The sequence below is a fragment of the Acidisarcina sp. genome, from assembly GCA_035539175.1.
Taxonomy (GTDB): domain Bacteria; phylum Acidobacteriota; class Terriglobia; order Terriglobales; family Acidobacteriaceae; genus JANXZS01.
In genome coordinates this window covers 754,412-771,806 of record DATLIY010000008.1, presented here as the reverse complement: position 1 = coordinate 771,806, position 17,395 = coordinate 754,412, and the positions used below count along the sequence as shown (strand labels likewise).

Here is a 17,395-nt window from a genome sequence, read left to right as displayed (position 1 = left end):
GCCATCCGGCCTCTGTGGGCATTAAAGCGAATCGCCGGTTAGTTGGCGGCGACTGCCTCTGGCGTCCGGCGCCAGCTATAGAGGGGAAACTGCTCGGCCAGGGCAAGGACATCGCGCTTGATGCGGGCAAGGGCCTGGGGATCGCTGCGGTGATTGAGCGCCTCGGTGATCCACTTGCCGATGATCTTCATCTCCGCTTCCTTCATGCCGCGGGTGGTGAGCGCGGGCGTGCCGATGCGGATGCCGCTTGGCTTCATCGGTGGATTGGTGTCGTAGGGAATGGCGTTCTTATTGACCGTGATACCGGCCTCGCCCAGCGCGAACTCGGCCTCATTACCGAGGATACCCTTGACGAAGACATCCATCAGAATGAGGTGGGTATCCGTGCCGCCAGCAACCAGGCGGTAGCCCTCAGCGCTCAGCGACTCGGCGAGCGCCTTGGCGTTCTTGACGATCTGCGCGGCGTACTGCTTGAACTCCGGCTGTTGCGCCTCATGGAAAGCAACTGCCTTGGCGGCGATGATGTGCACCAGCGGACCTCCCTGCTGGCCAGGGAAGACGCAGCGGTCGATCTCCTTGGCGAACTGCGCCTGGGAAAGGATCATGCCGGCGCGAGGACCGCGGAGCGTCTTATGGGTCGTTGTAGTGACGATGTGCGCGTGGGGCACGGGAGAAGGATGCACGCCGCCGGCAACCAGTCCGGCAAAGTGCGCCATATCCACCAGGTAGATGGCTCCAACCTTATCGGCGATCTGGCGCATACGGGCAAAATCCCATAGGCGGGGATAAGCACTGCCGCCACCGATGATGAGTTTGGGGTGCTCGCGCTCCGCGATCTGCTCGAGTTCGTCATAATCGACAACCTCGGTATCCCGGCGAACGCCGTAGGAAGCCACGTGGTAAAGCTTGCCGGAGAAGTTCAGCTTATGCCCGTGCGTGAGATGGCCGCCATGGGCCAGATCGAGGCCGAGTATCTTATCGCCGGGCTGCAAGACGGACATATAGGCAGCGGCATTGGCCTGGGAGCCGGAGTGAGGCTGCACATTCACGTGCTCGGCGCCGAAGATCTCCTTGGCACGGTCGCGGGCGAGGCTTTCGACGAGGTCGGCATACTCGCATCCACCGTAGTAACGCCTGCCGGGATACCCCTCGGCATACTTGTTGGTGAAGACGGAACCGGCGGCTTCGAGCACGGCCTGGCTGACGAAGTTTTCGGAGGCAATCATCTCCAGCCCTTCGTGCTGACGTCGGGTTTCGTTCTCAATGGCAGCCGCGATCTGCGGATCGACCTGGGCAAGAGGAAGTTGCATCGATGAAGACATGAAATTAATTTTAGAGCAATTGGCGGCGGTTGGGGACAAAACGAAAGCGCCCCTTTTACAGGAGCGCTTCGGTTTTCCCCAGCCTGGATGGCTTTAGAGCATGTCAGGAACTTAGGCTTCGGCCACTTCAAGCTCTTCGGTAAGGCCGTGGCGGCGCAGAAGGTTGGGAAGATTCTGCGAGAACGCCGAACGCGGCATCACCGTGTCGCAGCCCGCCTCAATAGCCTTGGCCTTGAGGTCGCTCTGGAGATGGGAGAGGAATCCGATCACCGAGGTACCCTTCTTGAGCTTTGACTTGAATTTGGGAATAAGCGAGAGCGGCTTGGCGTTGGCATTGTTCAGGTCAAAGATGATGAGCGAAGGACGCTCGTCTTCCGGTGTATCGCTGAGCCGGGCCACTATGTCCTTCTCCGCCTTGACGAAGCCGACCTTGACGCCGAGTTTGCGCGCCGTCTCCTGAATTTTGGCAAGGAAAAAGAGGTCATCGATAAAGCAGAAGATGCGGGTGGGGGCATCTTCGCGAATGACGGCTGGCGGAAGGGCTGGAGCGGATTCCGTGTAGTAGGAGCCATTCCCGTTGCCATTGCCATTTCGCAGTTCGATGGTAGAGGGCGGGCCATCAGCCAGGTTGCCATTCACCGTGCGATAGCTGTGATCCATGGGGCCAACAAAGACCTGCTGGCGACGAGGCTTGCTCTTGCGGCGGCTTCCCTGTCCGTTTCCGGGATTGGCATTGTTCTGTCCCTGCCCGGGATTTGATTTCTTCTGGAAGAATCTGCCTTGGGATTTTGGCTTTTGTCCCTGGTTTGCAGGGTGTGGCCGGCTGGCCTGGGGAGATGAGCCGTTTGCCTGGGGAGCAGACTGGCTTTTGGCTGGATTGCTTCCGCTTTGTCCCTTGCGGCGGCGGCGGCGGCGACGGTGTCCCTGCGCTTGCCCCTGTGGGGCCTGCCCTTGCGCCAGCGGCGCCTGGGGCTCGTTTTGCTCTGTTGTCATGCTTGCACTTCCTGGTGCGATACCTGTTGTTGCCACTTGAACCGGCGAGAGAGTTGCCGCTCTGCTATGTAACCGCCGGCTATTCAGATTGATTCCAAAACACAGTGTTGCCGCCAAAGGGTCAGCTCAACCTGCGTGCCATGGGCGCGTCGGGAAGGAACCGTACTGAGCAGAGGCGTTTTTTCTAATGGAACGTTACGCAACGCTATTTCAACTCGCATTCAAACGATGCTTCACCGCGGAAATTTACCTGGTCCAGATGCAGTCGGTCTCAGGCGTTGGATGAAGAGCGATAGCTGAATTCTTCTTTGACTCTCGAGAACCGCGGCGAGTTTCCACGCGCAATGCGGTGGCGTCAGCCGCTCGATAGGCAATGGCAATACTGATAGTACCCGTTCTCCAGATGCGTGGCAAGCGCATTTTGTTTTGTTTGAGAACCTACTCTGGGCACGGGTCCTGGATCAAGAAGGCTTACGGACGGGTCCAACGGAAAAGCCGCCTCTGTGGCGGCTTTCTCTGACTATCCCTGATGGCCTGTCGCTGGCCTCCCGAAAATTTTGTCTGGATTCTCGCAGTGCCGGGATACGACTTGGCATCCCGATCTATAGCTTTCGAACCCATCCGCACACTTCGACCCATTATTCACTGCCAGGGTTCTAAAGTGTGCGTCACTGGCTGTCGCTCTATACTGCAATCGCACTGCCGTTTCCATCTTTATTTGTTTTGTTAAGGTTGGCGCATGGATGGCTTTGCGATTCTTCCGTTTCTGGAAGACTCCGAGGAGCTAAATTTCCGTAAATCCATAGTTTTCAGGAATGGCGGGTCAGCTTTGGCAGGCCGGACAGTAGTGCGTCCCACGGCCACCGATCAGGATTCTTCGGATGGGAGTGCCGCAGACGAAGCAGGGTTTCCCGGTCCGCAGGTAGACGTGGTGCTGCAGCTGAAAGAACCCCCGCGCGCCATTGGCATCCACATAATCCGACACAGAGGAGCCGCCCTGGGCGATTGCCTCGCGCAGAACCTTGACGAGGGAGGAGTGGAGGCGTCCCAGCTCGGCGCGGGTAAGCCGGCAAGCCAACCGGCGCGGCCGAATGGCGGCGTGGAAGAGGCTCTCGTCCGCATAGATATTGCCCACCCCCTGCAGCAGCTTCTGATTGAGCAGGGCCGCCTTGATGGGCGTACGGCGGCTATGGAAGAGGGAGGCAAACGCCTCCGGTGAAATAGAAAGAGGCTCCTGGCCCGTGCCATGGAAGCCAGAGGACGCTCCCCCCTCCTCTCCCTTAACTGACTTAATAGGATGAAGGGAGAGGCGTCCGAAGCGGCGAGGATCGACAAAGCGCAGCTCACGCCCCGAGGCCAGTTCCAGCACGGCATGGGTGTGGGGAGCCACGGGGTCGTCGGGGCTACAGGCGAGAAGCCGTCCAGTCATGCCAAGGTGCACAATCCACTGGGCTTCTACATGCGCGTGCGCGCTGCCACGGCCCTTGCCAGAGCCAAGATCACAGACGATATGTTTGCCGATACGGTGCACGCGAAGGATGCGGCGACCTGCGAGAACGGTTTCCATCTCGGTGGCAGGCGTCTTGAATGGCTCTCGCTGGGAGCTGAACCAAACGGACTGGATCACATCTCCGGCGACCTTGGCATGGACTCCTGCGGCGACAGTTTCAACTTCGGGCAGTTCGGGCATCTTTTATATTCTCAGGCTCGGGGATCTTTTTATATTCTCAGATGCCGGTTCTTCTCAGACGCTTTGTTGCAAGGGATGGGCGAAACCGGAGAGGGGCAGAAGGTTCCCTGTCCATGGGGGGTGTATGCGTTATATCATCAAAGAGTCACACGACATCCAACCTGGTGTGGGGATCTGCACCGACGAACTCCTGCAGGAATCTTGAGCAGAAACAGAGACGTGGCGGGTACGTGTGTCAGATTGAAATCTGAGTATTGGAATTTCATGCGAGCGAAAACCGCGATCGTACTGGGCGCCCAATGGGGCGACGAAGGTAAAGGCAAGATTGTCGATGTGCTCTCGGAGCGTTTCTCCGTAGTGGCACGCTATGCTGGCGGTCACAACGCCGGTCACACGGTCATTATCAAGGGACAGAAGTTTATCCTGCAGTTGGTTCCATGCGGGGTGCTTCGGCCAGATTGCCGGGCGGTGATCGGGAATGGCGTGGTGCTGGACCCGATCGCGCTGCTGAAGGAAGTTGGCAAGCTGCGAGCCCTGGGCGTGGACATCGACCGGCAGCTTTTCGTCTCCAATCGGGCACAGGTGATTCTGCCTTACCATCGCATGATCGAACTGGCGGCGGAGAGCGCCCCGGGACGGCAGAAGATTGGGACAACCAGCCGCGGCATTGGTCCGGCCTACGAAGACAAGATGGCGCGCAGCGGCCTGCGCGTGGTAGACCTGCTGGACTCCAAGCTCTTGAAGACCCACATTGAGGCAGCCTGCAAAGAGAAGAACGCGATTGCCCATGCGCTGTTCGGGACCGATCCGCTGGACCCGGAGAAGATGTATGAGGAGTACGCGGCGGCGGCAGAACAAGTTGCTCCTTTTGTGACGGATACGGAAGTGCTGCTGAACACGGTGATCCGCGAGGGTGGCAGCGTGATGTTTGAGGGTGCGCAGGGCACCATGCTGGACATTGACCATGGAACCTATCCCTTTGTCACCTCCTCCTCGGCTACGGCAGGCGGAGCGGTGACGGGAACGGGTGTGGGTCCGACGAACATCGGCACCGTGATCGGCGTGACCAAGGCATATGTGACCCGTGTGGGCGAGGGTCCCTTCCCAACGGAGATCTTCGACGAGGCAGGGGATACGCTGCGCGACCGCGGGCAGGAGTATGGAGCGGTAACAGGGCGTCCAAGGCGCTGCGGCTGGCTGGATATTCCTCTGCTGCGCTACTCCAATCACGTCAATGGCACGGAATGGCTGGTGGTGACCAAGCTGGATGTGCTGGACCACCTGGCGGAGATTCCGGTTTGCACGGGCTACGAGATCAACGGCAAGATTACCGATGTCGTGCCGGCGGACGTGAAGGGTCTGGAATCCATCAAGCCGGTGTATACCAAGTTAAAGGGATGGCAGCAGCCGACGGACGGAATCCGCGAATTTGATAAGCTGCCAAAGCTGGCGCAGGAATACCTGAAGTTCCAGGAACGGGAGAGCGGCGCAAAGATCGGGATGGTGTCTACAGGACCGGATCGCGACCAGACCATGGTGTTGCCGGAGTTTCAAGCGGCATTAGCCGGCCTGGACAACTGATCCGCAGCCACAGGAAGCATCCAGAGACGCAAGGAATAGCTGGGACGCACGAAGACGAGTACGGAAGACGAGGCACATGGTCACCTTTACTGTTCGCATGCGATTTGCCGGGGAAGATCGGCAGCAGGTTGTCGAAATTCTCAAGAACCTTGCGACCTTGAGTCGGCAGGAACCGGGTTGCGTCAACTATATCCCGCACTTCATCGAGGACGATCCCGACACGATTCTGATCTATGAGCAGTATCGGGACAAGGAAGCCCTGGAGGCTCACCGCGCGTCACCTCACTTTCAAAAGTATGCAATCGCAGGACTCTACCAGTTAATGCGGGAGCGGGCGTCAGAGAATCTGACGGCCGTCGCCTGATCACTCTGTCCCACACAAATGCTGGTGCACATCCGCTAACCCTGGCACGGTTAGCGGAAAAATGATTTACTCTGCGGTTTCACGTTTCAATGAGGGCGAGGGCGTTTCTCTTTGACGCGCTCTTCCGCGCCGGACTACCATCCGATACGTGCATGCGCTTCTCCCCACCAAGTCGTCTGACTCCCCAAGAGACTGCCTGCATTCTGGTCTTCGTCACGCTGTTTCTTCTGAGCGCTATCCCCTCCCGTGGCGGCGTGCTGCCGCACCGCAGCGATAAGCACGAGCAGCATAAGGAGATCGAAACCGTCGAATCCCAGTGGCGGCAGGCCATGCTCAACAACAATGTGGGAGACATGGATAAGCTGCTGGCCGATGACTACATCGCGATCACCGCGAACGGAACCATCGAGACCAAGGCCCAGGTGCTGGCGTCGCGCAAGGCAGGCACGATGCGCATCACCAGGATGGATATGAGCGACACCAAGGTGCGCATCTACGGCGACACAGCAGTGGTGACCTCGCGGGCGGAAATCAACGGCAGCAACGGGGCAAGCGACATCAGCGGCCACTATCGCTACACCAGGGTTTACAACTACCGGCTGGGGAAGTGGAAGATTGTGAGCTTTGAAGCCAGCCGGATGCGCGACCCGAACGCCCTGCAGAAACGCTGAAACAACCCAAAACGGCAGAGCTCCCTCACGGATGAAGGGAGCTTTTTTATTGCAGGCGCCTTTTCTTGTCTCATGCCTTCATTTCATGGTGCAGCATTTCATGGTGCAGCGGCGAGCACGGCATCGGCGATGCGGGCCGCTTCTACCGCGGGCTTTACGTCGTGGACACGCACCACGTCGGCTCCGGCGAGGATGGCAGCCACCATGCCGGCCAGGGAGGCATTGGCACGCGCCTCCACCGGGGCATCGGCTCCGCCGTAAAGATCTGCCAGAGTGCGGCCCAGAAATGCTTTCCGAGAGAGAGCCGCAAGCAGGGGCAGGCCGAGCGAACGCAGCGATTCCAACTCAGCAAGCAGAGGATAGTTGGCATCGAATGCCTTGCCGAATCCGAAGCCGGGATCGAGCAGGATGTGCGCGCGGGAGATACCAGCCTCTTCGGCGTGCCGCAGGCGCTCTGCAAGCTCGGTCCGCACAAGGGAGAGGACCTGATCGTGGGGCAGCGGCGGCAAGTGCTTCCACTCTCCCGGGCGGCCACGAGTGTGCATGAGAATGACTCCGCAGGCAAGGCGTGCGCAGGCGGCGGCCATGGCCTCATCCCACAGAAAGCCGCTGACATCGTTGACGATCTCCGCACCCGCATCAATGGCTGCGATGGCGGTGTCTGCGTGGTAGGTATCCACCGAGAGGATTGCTGACGGATGCTCCCTGAGAATCCCTGCTATGACGGGAAGGATGCGAGCCTGCTCCGTTTCGGAGGTGTCGGGATCCTTGCCGGGGTGCGTAGATTCGCCGCCAATGTCGAGAATGTCAGCTCCATCGGAAAGCATGGAGAGGCCATGCTGAATCGCGTCTTGGGTGCGGAAGTGGCGTCCGCCATCGGAGAACGAGTCGGGAGTGACGTTGAGGATTCCCATGACGCGGGTGCGTAAGCCGAGCGCGAGGGACTGGGTCTTCAACTGCCAGGTAAGTCTGCTGCGTTTTGCGAATGGCATCTTCTGACATTCTAAAGATTCCGCTGGTGCCTGTGCCATATCCATCGGGTGTCGCTCACGCATACGCATATATGCGCAGATCGCGAGCGGCACAAGATGCTACACTCCGCGAAAGCCATGAGACGTTTCGAAATCTTCACTTCGTTGTTGTTGTGCGCACTGGCTGCTGGAGCGGGATGGTGCGAGCAGGCGGCTCCGCCATCGCAGCCCGCGCCGCGATCCTCCGTTCCTGGACCGGGAAGCCTGGCGTCTGAAATTCAGTCGTTGGTGGGCGATGTCGCGGTGAGCCGCTCCCAGTGGGGCATCTCCGTGATCGCGCTGGATGGCCAACCGCTCTACGCGCTGAACGATGCACAATACTTCACGCCCGCTTCGAACGCCAAGCTGTTCACCACGGCTGCGGCATTCGCCCTGCTGGGGCCGAACTTTGTAAGCCGGACCTACGTGGTGCGGGAGGGCGCGATCGACGCGAGCGGGACTCTGCAGGGCGGCTTGCGGCTGGCAGGAACGGGCGACCCCAGCCTCTCGCATCGCAGCTATCCCTATCAAAAAGAGGCGAACGGCCATGTGGCACCGGTGATTCCGCTGGCCACGGCGGCGCTGGACGACCTTGCAGAACAGGTGGCGCGGCGCGGAATACGGCGGGTGAATGGACCGATCACCGGAGATGAGTCGTTCTTCCTCTCCGAACGCTATGGGACGGGATGGGGCTGGGACGATTTGCAGTGGGAGTATGGAGCGGCCGTCTCCGCGCTAACGCTGGATGAGAATGTCAGCGATCTGGAGTTGCAGCCGGGCACGCATGCGGGCGATGCGATCCATGCCAGTTGGCGCGACGGCTTCCCCTACTATGTGGCGGAGTGGCAGCCCGCGGGGACGACCTCGGCTGCGGGGACAGACAGAGAGCTTGGAGTAGCGCGCGATGCCGGAAGCATGCGGGTGCGGCTGTTTGGCTCCGTGCCGGCGGAAGCCAGGCCGATCCACCTGGAATTGGCAGTGGAGCAGCCCGCGGAGTATGCGGCAAATGCCTTCCGCGCAGCACTGAACGAGCGTGGCGTAAGCGCATCGGGCGCAGCATTGGCGAAATACAATCCCCCTTCGAGCACAGTGCTGTTCGAGGACGAAGTGCGGAAGCCCCTCGTGCTGCAGCCGCTGATGGTTCAGACGATTGGGACTCAGACGATGGGCGCGGGGACGACCTCGCTGCCCTTTCCCCTGCAGGCAGGCGAGGAGATTGTGGCCGTGCACACCTCGCCTCCCCTGAGCGAAGAGGCAACGGTAATCAACAAGGTAAGCCAGAATCTGCATGCAGAGTTGCTGCTGCGACAGTTGGGGAGATCGCAGACTGGCGAAGGCTCCTTTGTGGAGGGTGCGCGGGTGGTGCGGCAGTTTCTGCTGAATGCAGGGATCGACGGCGACGATTTCTTCTTTTATGACGGATCGGGCATCTCCCCGCAGGACGTGGTGACTCCCCGGGCAACGACGGCGCTGCTGGGGTATGCGGCCCGACAGCCGTGGGGCGCGGCATATCGCGCAACTCTGCCGGTTGCGGGAGTCGATGGCACGCTGGCGGGGCGCTTCACGCAGTCTCCGGTAAAGGGACGACTGGAGGCGAAGACCGGGACGCTGGGCGGCGTCCATGCGCTGAGCGGATATTTAACCGCGGCGAGCGGGAGAACGGTGATTCTTGCAATTTTCTGCAACCACCGGCGGCCCGGAAACGACGCGGAGCGCCGCACGGTCGACAGGATTGTGGAGGCTATCGCGGCAGCGTATTAGGGGAGGGAGTTGAGCGAATGGGGCGCAGGGCGCGATATGCTGTGGTGTACTGGGAAAAAGCAGGTCCTTCGCTTCGCTCAGCGTGACGAACCTAAAGCGGCTCAAGGGGCAAACCTAAAGTGGCTCAGGATGACAAACCTTAAGCGGCTCAGGAGACAAACCTGAAGCGCTCAGGGTGACAAAAATCCTAAGGGCGCCTTGGGATGAGAAGCAGCAAGGCTTGGGATGACAGAGGCGCTGGGGTGACAAAGTCCGTGGCGCTGTATCCCGGCGTGGCGGAGGATGGTCCAGGAGATCGTTCTGGAGTTTTGGGTTAGGAGTTGATTCGTGGGTCGAATTCGCTGGATGTTTGCCGTTGCCGCGAGTTGTCTGGTGCTGGCGACGGGTTGCAAGAAGTTGCCGCCCTCAAAGCCGCTGAGTGAACTGACACCGCAGGAAGCAGCGGGGCACGAGGTTTACCAGGCACGCTGCGCGCGCTGCCATTACGCAAATACAACACGGGGCCTGAATGGACCGGGGCTGCAGGCATTGTACAAACAGCCGTATATGCCGTCGGGAGCTCCGGCGAACGATGAGCGCATTCGTTCGGTGATTGTGCATGGCAGGAATATGATGCCGGGCTATGCCGATGTGCTGAACGACCAGCAACTGGACAATCTGATGGCGTACCTGCACACGTTATGACGGAAGGCTCCATCGACGGCGCGGCAAAGGGCGGCGCGGCAAACGCGAAAGACCAGCCGCATCTGCTGCCAGGACTGGCGGCGATTGCGTTGTGGATGATGGCGCTCTCTGCAATTGGCGCATTTGGTGTGGTGCTGCATCATTTCCCGGCGCGAGTGCTGCTGCTGAGTGCGCTGCTGGCGACGGGCAGCCTGGGACTGCTGAAGTTGCGCCGCTGGGGCTGGGCGCTGGCGCTGGCGGCGGCGTTCCTCTCCATGTGTTTTGGCGTCTATTCCGTGCTGCATTTTCACCAGTTGCAGACGGGAGTACTGGCAGTGGTGAACCTGGTCTTCTTTCTCTACCTGGTGCGGCCAGAGGTGCTGAGCCGCCTGCGCTAGGGGCCTCTGCAATCGAGGCGATACAATAGCCACTGGGACACGACCAATGGAACTGATCCAGATCGATACGGAACGCAGGGTACCCGCGCCCAAGCCGGAGTGGTTGAAGGCTCGCGCGCCGTCGGGCGAAAACTACCACGACCTGAAGAAACTGGCCCGCAGCCTGGACCTGCATACCGTCTGCGAATCGGCGCATTGTCCCAACATGGGAGAGTGCTGGAACCACCGCACGGCAACCTTCATGATGCTGGGCAACCTGTGCACGCGGCGCTGCGGCTACTGCGCTGTTCCCAAGGGCCGGCCCGAGCCGATCGACTTTGATGAGCCGCGCCGGGTGGCGGAGGCAGTGGCGGCACTGCAGTTGCGGTATGCCGTGATCACCAGCGTGAATCGCGACGATGATCTGGTGGGCGGGGCGCGAGCCTTTGCCATGGTGATCGAGGAGATTCGCAGGCAGGCTCCGGGCTGCCGCACCGAGGTTCTGATTCCCGATTTTCAGGGCAAGGAAGAGGCGATCCGCATTGTGGTGGAGGCAAAGCCGGCGATCCTGAACCACAATACCGAGACGGTGCCGAGGCTGTATCGCTCCGTGCGCTCCGGAGCGCGGTATGAACGGACGCTGCGGCTGCTGGAATATGCCAAAGAGATCGACCCGGCCATGGTGACGAAAACCGGAGTGATGGTCGGCATCGGCGAAGAGACAGAGGAACTGCTCGCGGTGTTTCGCGATCTGGCTAAAGTGCGCACAGACATCCTGACCATTGGGCAATATCTGCGGCCGTCGAAGGATCATGTGCCGATGGCTCGCTATTACCGTCCGGAGGAGTTTGCCTGGCTCAAGGAAGAGGCGCTGAAGATGGGCTTTGCCCACGTGGAGTCCGGTCCGCTGGTGCGCTCGTCCTACCACGCTCACGAGCAGGCCGCCGCGACCGGCATTACGATGATGCCGGCCTAAACTGTCGCCGGCGGGGTTGCACGCAGGGCCGGTGGAGTCTGTAAAATGTGGACTTTGGATGGTCGCGGCGGAAGGTTGCAGCTACCAAATCAGCACCAGCCAATCAGAACCATAAAATCAGTAGCATAAAATCAGCACCACGAAGTCGCACTCTGAAACCGGTGCGCGAGGAAGATGACAACCATGGCAGCCTCGATAATGGCAGGAATTCCAGTTCTCAAAGAAGCGTACAGCCAACTCAAAACGCGGATGGATAAGGCGGTCCAGGGCTTTCAGGCAAGCCTTGCATCGGTACGCACCGGCCGCGCCTCGGTCCACATGCTGGATCAGGTGAGAGTTTCCTGCTACGGCTCGGAGATGCCGCTGAACCAGGTGGGGCAGGTGACCACCCCGGATGCGAACATGATTGTGATTCAGCCTTTCGATCCCAGCGTGATTCAGGATATCGAGAAGGCGCTGCGCACCTCAGACCTCGGGTTCAACCCCCAGAACGATGGCAAGATCGTGCGCGTGCCGGTGCCTCCCATGACGGAGGAGCGCCGCCGCGAAGTGGTGAAGCACCTGAACAAGGTGCTGGAGGAGCATCGCACCGTGCTGCGCAATCTGCGCCGCGACGGAAACGATGCGATCAAGAAGGCCGCCAAGGACAAAACCATCTCGGCGGACGAAGAGAAGCGCTCCCTGGAAGAGATTCAGAAGCTGACGGACGACGAGATCAAGCGCATCGAGGAGATGAGCAAGAAGAAGGAAGCGGAAGTGATGCAGATTTGATCTTTCGCTCCGCGCAGGATGACGAAGTGCTTGCTTCACGGCCCAAAAGCTTCACTTCGTTCAGGATAACAATATCTGCGTAAGGATCCCCCCGCAGACAGGGTCAAAAAACAGGCCGCCAGGCAAAACAATCCGGCGGCCTGTTTTGCCTTTCAGGCTGGGAGGCGCTCAACTGTGGAGCAGGTGGGCGCTCTGGTTCCGCTTGAGGGGGGTGGAGAGGACCATGCTGGTCGTCGGGTTGCCGTAGGGCAGCAGGCGCTCAATCAACTCCTCCAGTTGGGCGACGGAGGAGAGCATTACCTTGAGGAGGAACGCGTCTCCGCCGGTGAGGTGATAGCACTCCTGCACGGCGTCGAGGGTCTGAACAAACTTCAGGAAGGGGCGGTATCGCGTTCCATCACAGGTGAGGCGCACAAAGGCGGTAATGGGAAATCCCAGCGCCTCGAAATTGATCTCGGCGCGGTAGCCGCGGATGAAGCCCTCACTCTCCAGTTGGCGGACGCGCTCGGCGGCGGCAGAGGGAGAGAGTCCGACGCGGCGGCCTAGCTCGGCAAAGGGAAGGCGCGCGTCCAGAGCCAGCTCCTGCAGGATTTTCCGGTCGATGGGGTCGATATTGGAGCCGATATTTGCCGCGTCTAGCATTGCGGACCTCTTTCCTTTGCTTTCTGAACTATTCTCCATCGATTCTTTCGAATTGTGTTAGTAATTCGACCGAACCCACTTCACACCAGCCTTAAAACAGTGGAAACCTTATTCCCGCCAGCCTCCCAGCTTACTAGCATCAAACCATGATTGTTCTGGATGGCGAGAGCCTGACGATAGAGGATGTGGCGGCGGTTGCAGACCGGTCTGCGATGGTCCACATTTCCGCGGCAGCGATGGAGCGGATGAATGCTTCGCGACGGCGCGTCGAAGAAGCGATGGCCGGGTCGAAGCCGGTATATGCGCTGAATACCGGCGTTGGCCTGCTGGCGGACATTCGGCTGGATGACTCCGAAATCGAGCAGATGCAGGTAAACCTTGTGCGCTCGCACAGTTGCGGGGTGGGCCGCCCACTGGCTCCGCGCGTGGTGCGGGGCATGATGCTGATTCGCGCCAATGTTCTGGCCAAGGGGCTCTCCGGAATACGTCCGGTGATTGCGGAGCGCATCTGCGACCTGCTGAATTGCGGAATCACGCCGGTGATTCCTTCGCGGGGAAGCGTGGGCGCGAGCGGCGATCTCGCCCCCCTGGCACACATGGCGCTGGTGCTGATTGGCGAAGGGCAGGCAGAGTTCGAAGGGCAGATTCTGCCCGGTGGGGTGTGCCTGCAACGCGCCGGACTGGAGCCGCTGAAGCTGCAGGGCAAGGAGGGAATCTCGCTGTTGAACGGCACGCAGGCGATGCTCTCGATGGGGTGCCTGCAGTTGTGCGATATGGAGAGGCTCTTCTACTCCGCGCAGACGACGGCAGCATTGACGATGGAGGCGCTGCGCGGGACCTCGGCGGCGCTGGATCCGCGATTGCATGGGGCGCGTCCGCATCCCGGGCAGGTGTTGAGCGCGCGTCACCTGGCTGGCCTGTTGCAGGGCAGCACGATTCCGCGCAGCCAGGGCATGGGGAGCCGCATTCAGGACGCCTATTGCCTGCGCTGCATTCCGCAGGTGCATGGAGCGATGTGGGACACGCTGGCCGAGGCGCGGCGCGTGTTTGCGATTGAGCTGAACAGTGCGACGGACAATCCCCTGGTCTTTGAGGACGCCATTGTCTCGGGAGGAAATTTTCATGGGGCTCCGCTGGCCCTTGCGCTGGATTACCTCGCCATCTCGCTGTTTCAGCTGGCGGGGATCTCGGAGCGGCGCACGGAGCGGATGCTGAATCCCAGCTTGAATGAGGGGTTGCCGGCGTTTCTTGCCTCGAACGCGGGACTGGAATCCGGGCTGATGATGGCCCAGGTAACCGCAGCGGCTCTGGTGTCGGAGATGCGCGTGCTGGCTGCTCCGGCATCGACAGGATCCATTCCGACGAGCGGAAACCAGGAAGACTTTGTGAGCATGGGCATGACGTCGGCCCTCAAGCTGGAGCAGGCGGTGGGGCTGGCGCGGATGGTCATCGCGATTGAGCTGCTGGCGGCAACGCGCGCGCTGGATCTGCGCGGAGACACCAGCACGCCTGCGCTCGAAGAGACAAGGCGGCGCTTCCGGCAGCAAGTGCCAGCGTGGAAAGAAGACTGCGTGTTATCGACACGGATGGAGGATGCATCGGCATTTCTGGCGAGCGTGGAGTTGAAGGAGAATCCGCAACCGGTCGAGGTGATGCAATGAGCCAGGGCTATTCTCCGATTCGCGCACCCAGGGGAAACACTCGAACCGCGCGGGGGTGGATTCAGGAAGCAGCCAAGCGGATGCTGATGAACAACCTTGACCCCGAGGTGGCCGAGAAGCCGGAGCAACTGATTGTGTACGGAGGGCGCGGGAAGGCGGCGCGGAACTGGGAGTGCTACCACCGGATCATCGAAACCCTGGAGCGCCTGGAGAACAATCAGACGCTGCTGGTGCAATCCGGCAAAGCCGTTGCGGTAGTCGAGACGCACAGGCTGGCGCCGCGGGTGCTGATTGCGAACTCCAACCTGGTGCCGCACTGGGCAACGTGGGAGGAGTTCGACAAGCTGGACGCAGCTGGCCTGATGATGTACGGACAGATGACTGCCGGGTCCTGGATTTACATTGGGACGCAGGGAATTCTGCAGGGGACCTACGAAACCTTTCGCGGCGCGGCGAAACGCTACTTCAACGACACGCTGGCGGGGACGATCACGGTAACCGCGGGGCTGGGCGGAATGGGCGGTGCACAGCCACTGGCGATCAAGCTGGCTGGGGGCGTCAGCCTCTGCGTCGAGGTGGACGCGAGCCGCATCCAGCGACGGCTGGAGACTCGCTACCTGGACCAGGCAACCGGCTCGCTGGACGAGGCGCTAACGATCGCGCACCGGGCAAAACAGCAGCGGGAGGCGGTCTCCGTGGGACTGCTGGGTAATGCCGCCGAGGTGCTGCCGGAGATGGTGCGCCGGGGATTTACACCTGACGTGGTTACAGATCAGACGAGTGCGCACGACCCGCTTTGGGGATACGTGCCCATCTGCCGCGCGGACGAGGACCTGAATGCGCTACGCCAACAGAGTCCCGCCGCATACACCGTGCGCGTGCAGGCTTCCATTGCGGCGCACGTGCAGGCGATTCTCGATATGCAGCGGCGCGGCGCGGTGGCATTTGACTACGGCAACAATCTGCGGACACAAGCCAGACTTGCGGGAGTGAGCGACGCGTTCTCCTATCCCGGATTTGTGCCGGCGTTTATCCGCGACTCGTTCTGCGAGGGGCGGGGACCATTTCGCTGGGTGGCGCTCTCGGGAGAGGCTGCCGACATTGCGGCAACAGACCAGGCGCTGCTCGATCTCTTCCCGGACGACAAGCGTCTGAAGGAGTGGCTGGGGTTCGCATCCAGCCAGGTAGCTTTCCAGGGACTGCCGGCACGCATCTGCTGGCTGGGATATCGCGAGCGGGACCGAGCAGGGCTGCTGTTCAACCAGATGGTGCGTGACGGGCGCTTGAAGGCTCCCATCGTCATAGGGCGGGATCATCTGGATGCTGGCTCCGTGGCGAGCCCCTTCCGCGAGACGGAGGCGATGCTGGATGGTTCCGATGCCGTGTCGGATTGGGCGCTGCTGAATTTTGCTACAGGGGTTGCGAGCGGTGCGGGGTGGATGAGCTTTCACCATGGGGGCGGCGTTGGCATGGGCTATAGCCAGCATGCCGGGCTGGTGGCCGTGGCCGACGGCAGCGATGAGGCAGAGGAGCGATTGCGCATGTGCCTGACCAACGATCCTGCACTGGGAGTCGCTCGCCACGCCGATGCCGGCTATGAGTTGGCGAAGACGACGGCAAAGCAACGCGGTCTGGACTTGCCGAGCGTGCCATGAAAGCAGACCTGCTGGTAAAGGGAATCTCACAGTTGGTAACGCCGGAGGGCCCCGGGCCGAAGCACGGCCGCGCGATGGGCGAGTTGAAGACGACCGAGGGGGCCGCGATCGCCATTGCTGCCGGGCGGGTGCTGTGGACAGGAAGAACGTGCGACTGGGCAGGGGAAGCGGCCAGAACCGTGGATGCGGGGAACCGCGCGGTTGTTCCGGGGCTGATCGATCCGCACACGCACGCGGTATGGGCCGGCGACCGGCTGGCCGACTTTGACGCACGCACATCGGGCGCAAGCTATGAATCGATTCTGGCCGCGGGAGGCGGAATCCGAAGCACGATTCGCGCCACAGCAAAGGCCTCTCGCGAAGAACTGGTTGCCCTGGCGAAACCGCGGATCGATGTGCTGCTTCGCTCCGGCGCGACGTGCATCGAGGTGAAGTCCGGTTACGGCTTTACGGCGGCGAGCGAGATAGCGATGCTGGAGGCGATCGGCGAGCTTGCGCGGATTACGCCTGCGCGCATCGTGCCGACATTGCTGATTCATATTCCTCCGGCTGAGGCGGCGAATCGCGCACGATATGTCGCGGAGGTGCGGGAGGAGCTGATTCCTGAAGCAGCGAAGCGCAGGCTGGCTACGGCGGTCGATGTCTTTGTGGAGAGAGAAGCGTGGCATGTGGAGGAAGCAGAACTGATGCTGCGCGCCGCCGAAGAGAGAGGCCTGCGAACCAAGCTGCATAGCGAGCAGTTCCACTGCATCGGCGGATTGGAACTTGGCATACGCAAGGGAGCCTTGAGCGTCGATCACCTGGAGGCATGCGGGCCGGAGCAACTCGCGGCGCTGGCCCGGAGCCGGACGATTGCGACGATTCTGCCCGGCGTCTCCCTGCACCTGGGATTGCCGGCTGCACCCGGACACAAGCTGATCGACGCAGGCGCTGCGGTGGCGGTGGGGACAGACCTGAATCCTGGATCGAGCCCGCTGTTCTCTATGGCTGCCGCGCTGGCTCTGGCCGTTCGCCTGAATGGACTGACCGCGCGGGAGGCCCTGGTTGCAGGGACGGTGAATGCCGCGAGCGCACTGGGCCTGATGGATGCAGGCCGAATCGAAGCGGGAGCGCAGGCGGATTTTTTGATATTGCAGGCCAGTGACTGGCGCGAACTTGTCTACGCAATGGGAACAAACACTGTACGAGAAGTGTGGATAAAGGGTGAGAGGATTGTGGGGTAAATTCTGTGGGCCCAATCCGCAAGATGACGAATCGG

At 60.9% G+C, this 17,395-nt stretch carries 16 protein-coding genes; 11 read left to right on the top strand and 5 right to left on the bottom strand.

The window, feature by feature from the left end; all coding sequences use genetic code 11:
- Positions 1–38 precede the first annotated feature (38 nt).
- The 3 genes from glyA to mutM all read right to left on the bottom strand — a co-directional run bounded on the left by glyA (position 39) and on the right by mutM (position 4,005).
- Entirely contained in the window at positions 39–1,322 is a 1,284-nt protein-coding gene (gene glyA, locus VM554_11310; protein ID HVJ08964.1) for a serine hydroxymethyltransferase, read from the bottom strand.
- Between the two features lie 111 nt (positions 1,323–1,433).
- On the bottom strand, positions 1,434–2,315 hold the full coding sequence (locus VM554_11305; protein HVJ08963.1) for a hypothetical protein: 882 nt from the start codon (positions 2,313–2,315) through the stop codon (positions 1,434–1,436).
- An 823-nt stretch (positions 2,316–3,138) separates the two neighbouring features.
- A complete protein-coding gene (gene mutM / locus VM554_11300; GenBank protein ID HVJ08962.1) occupies positions 3,139–4,005 on the bottom strand; it encodes a bifunctional DNA-formamidopyrimidine glycosylase/DNA-(apurinic or apyrimidinic site) lyase in 867 nt (288 codons plus the stop codon).
- A 264-nt stretch (positions 4,006–4,269) separates the two neighbouring features.
- On the opposite strand from mutM, the gene VM554_11295 reads away from it, so the two are divergent.
- The 3 genes from VM554_11295 to VM554_11285 all read left to right on the top strand — a co-directional run bounded on the left by VM554_11295 (position 4,270) and on the right by VM554_11285 (position 6,621).
- Positions 4,270–5,586: an adenylosuccinate synthase gene (locus tag VM554_11295; protein ID HVJ08961.1), complete on the top strand. Its 1,317-nt coding sequence runs from the start codon at positions 4,270–4,272 to the stop codon at positions 5,584–5,586.
- A 76-nt stretch (positions 5,587–5,662) separates the two neighbouring features.
- The gene (locus tag VM554_11290; protein HVJ08960.1) at positions 5,663–5,950 is read left to right on the top strand and encodes a putative quinol monooxygenase; all 288 of its coding nucleotides are present in this window, start codon (positions 5,663–5,665) and stop codon (positions 5,948–5,950) included.
- A gap of 89 nt (positions 5,951–6,039) precedes the next feature.
- Entirely contained in the window at positions 6,040–6,621 is a 582-nt protein-coding gene (locus tag VM554_11285; GenBank protein HVJ08959.1) for a nuclear transport factor 2 family protein, read from the top strand.
- Between the two features lie 98 nt (positions 6,622–6,719).
- On the opposite strand, the gene folP is transcribed toward VM554_11285, so the two are convergent.
- Positions 6,720–7,613 carry a dihydropteroate synthase gene (gene folP, locus VM554_11280; protein ID HVJ08958.1) on the bottom strand — a complete coding sequence of 298 codons (894 nt, stop codon included), beginning with the start codon at positions 7,611–7,613 and terminating at the stop codon, positions 6,720–6,722.
- A 117-nt stretch (positions 7,614–7,730) separates the two neighbouring features.
- Between folP and dacB the strand changes: the two genes are divergently transcribed.
- From dacB to frr, 5 genes are all read left to right on the top strand, one after another.
- Entirely contained in the window at positions 7,731–9,392 is a 1,662-nt protein-coding gene (gene dacB / locus VM554_11275; protein HVJ08957.1) for a D-alanyl-D-alanine carboxypeptidase/D-alanyl-D-alanine-endopeptidase, read from the top strand.
- 327 nt (positions 9,393–9,719) lie between these two features.
- Positions 9,720–10,076, top strand: a complete 357-nt coding sequence (locus VM554_11270; protein ID HVJ08956.1) for a cytochrome c — start codon at positions 9,720–9,722, stop codon at positions 10,074–10,076.
- Positions 10,073–10,453 (top strand): hypothetical protein, encoded by a 381-nt coding sequence (locus tag VM554_11265; protein ID HVJ08955.1) that lies wholly within the window; start codon positions 10,073–10,075, stop codon positions 10,451–10,453. Before VM554_11270 ends, VM554_11265 begins: the two co-directional genes overlap by 4 nt.
- A gap of 46 nt (positions 10,454–10,499) precedes the next feature.
- On the top strand, positions 10,500–11,408 hold the full coding sequence (lipA, locus tag VM554_11260; protein ID HVJ08954.1) for a lipoyl synthase: 909 nt from the start codon (positions 10,500–10,502) through the stop codon (positions 11,406–11,408).
- Between the two features lie 183 nt (positions 11,409–11,591).
- Entirely contained in the window at positions 11,592–12,179 is a 588-nt protein-coding gene (gene frr / locus VM554_11255) for a ribosome recycling factor (protein HVJ08953.1), read from the top strand.
- Between the two features lie 168 nt (positions 12,180–12,347).
- On the opposite strand, the gene VM554_11250 is transcribed toward frr, so the two are convergent.
- Positions 12,348–12,821 (bottom strand): Lrp/AsnC family transcriptional regulator, encoded by a 474-nt coding sequence (locus VM554_11250; GenBank protein ID HVJ08952.1) that lies wholly within the window; start codon positions 12,819–12,821, stop codon positions 12,348–12,350.
- Positions 12,822–12,967: 146 nt separating this feature from the next.
- On the opposite strand from VM554_11250, the gene hutH reads away from it, so the two are divergent.
- From hutH to hutI, 3 genes are read left to right on the top strand one after another with little or no spacing between them, the layout of a single operon-like run.
- A complete protein-coding gene (gene hutH, locus VM554_11245; GenBank protein HVJ08951.1) occupies positions 12,968–14,482 on the top strand; it encodes a histidine ammonia-lyase in 1,515 nt (504 codons plus the stop codon).
- Positions 14,479–16,137, top strand: a complete 1,659-nt coding sequence (hutU, locus tag VM554_11240; GenBank protein ID HVJ08950.1) for a urocanate hydratase — start codon at positions 14,479–14,481, stop codon at positions 16,135–16,137. Before hutH ends, hutU begins: the two co-directional genes overlap by 4 nt.
- Entirely contained in the window at positions 16,134–17,360 is a 1,227-nt protein-coding gene (hutI, locus tag VM554_11235) for an imidazolonepropionase (GenBank protein ID HVJ08949.1), read from the top strand. Before hutU ends, hutI begins: the two co-directional genes overlap by 4 nt.
- Positions 17,361–17,395: the final 35 nt, after the last annotated feature.

What these genes read in the sequence shown, in the direction of transcription:
- glyA (HVJ08964.1), bottom strand. Translation starts at nt 1,322, where the DNA reads ATGTCTTCATCGATGCAACTTCCTCTTGCCCAGGTCGATCCGCAGATC.
- folP (HVJ08958.1), bottom strand. Translation starts at nt 7,613, where the DNA reads ATGCCATTCGCAAAACGCAGCAGACTTACCTGGCAGTTGAAGACCCAG.
- frr (HVJ08953.1), top strand. Translation starts at nt 11,592, where the DNA reads ATGGCAGCCTCGATAATGGCAGGAATTCCAGTTCTCAAAGAAGCGTAC.
- VM554_11285 (HVJ08959.1), top strand. Translation starts at nt 6,040, where the DNA reads ATGAGGGCGAGGGCGTTTCTCTTTGACGCGCTCTTCCGCGCCGGACTA.
- hutU (HVJ08950.1), top strand. Translation starts at nt 14,479, where the DNA reads ATGAGCCAGGGCTATTCTCCGATTCGCGCACCCAGGGGAAACACTCGA.
- mutM (HVJ08962.1), bottom strand. Translation starts at nt 4,005, where the DNA reads ATGCCCGAACTGCCCGAAGTTGAAACTGTCGCCGCAGGAGTCCATGCC.
- VM554_11305 (HVJ08963.1), bottom strand. Translation starts at nt 2,315, where the DNA reads ATGACAACAGAGCAAAACGAGCCCCAGGCGCCGCTGGCGCAAGGGCAG.
- VM554_11295 (HVJ08961.1), top strand. Translation starts at nt 4,270, where the DNA reads ATGCGAGCGAAAACCGCGATCGTACTGGGCGCCCAATGGGGCGACGAA.
- VM554_11250 (HVJ08952.1), bottom strand. Translation starts at nt 12,821, where the DNA reads ATGCTAGACGCGGCAAATATCGGCTCCAATATCGACCCCATCGACCGG.
- lipA (HVJ08954.1), top strand. Translation starts at nt 10,500, where the DNA reads ATGGAACTGATCCAGATCGATACGGAACGCAGGGTACCCGCGCCCAAG.
- hutH (HVJ08951.1), top strand. Translation starts at nt 12,968, where the DNA reads ATGATTGTTCTGGATGGCGAGAGCCTGACGATAGAGGATGTGGCGGCG.
- hutI (HVJ08949.1), top strand. Translation starts at nt 16,134, where the DNA reads ATGAAAGCAGACCTGCTGGTAAAGGGAATCTCACAGTTGGTAACGCCG.
- VM554_11265 (HVJ08955.1), top strand. Translation starts at nt 10,073, where the DNA reads ATGACGGAAGGCTCCATCGACGGCGCGGCAAAGGGCGGCGCGGCAAAC.
- dacB (HVJ08957.1), top strand. Translation starts at nt 7,731, where the DNA reads ATGAGACGTTTCGAAATCTTCACTTCGTTGTTGTTGTGCGCACTGGCT.
- VM554_11290 (HVJ08960.1), top strand. Translation starts at nt 5,663, where the DNA reads ATGGTCACCTTTACTGTTCGCATGCGATTTGCCGGGGAAGATCGGCAG.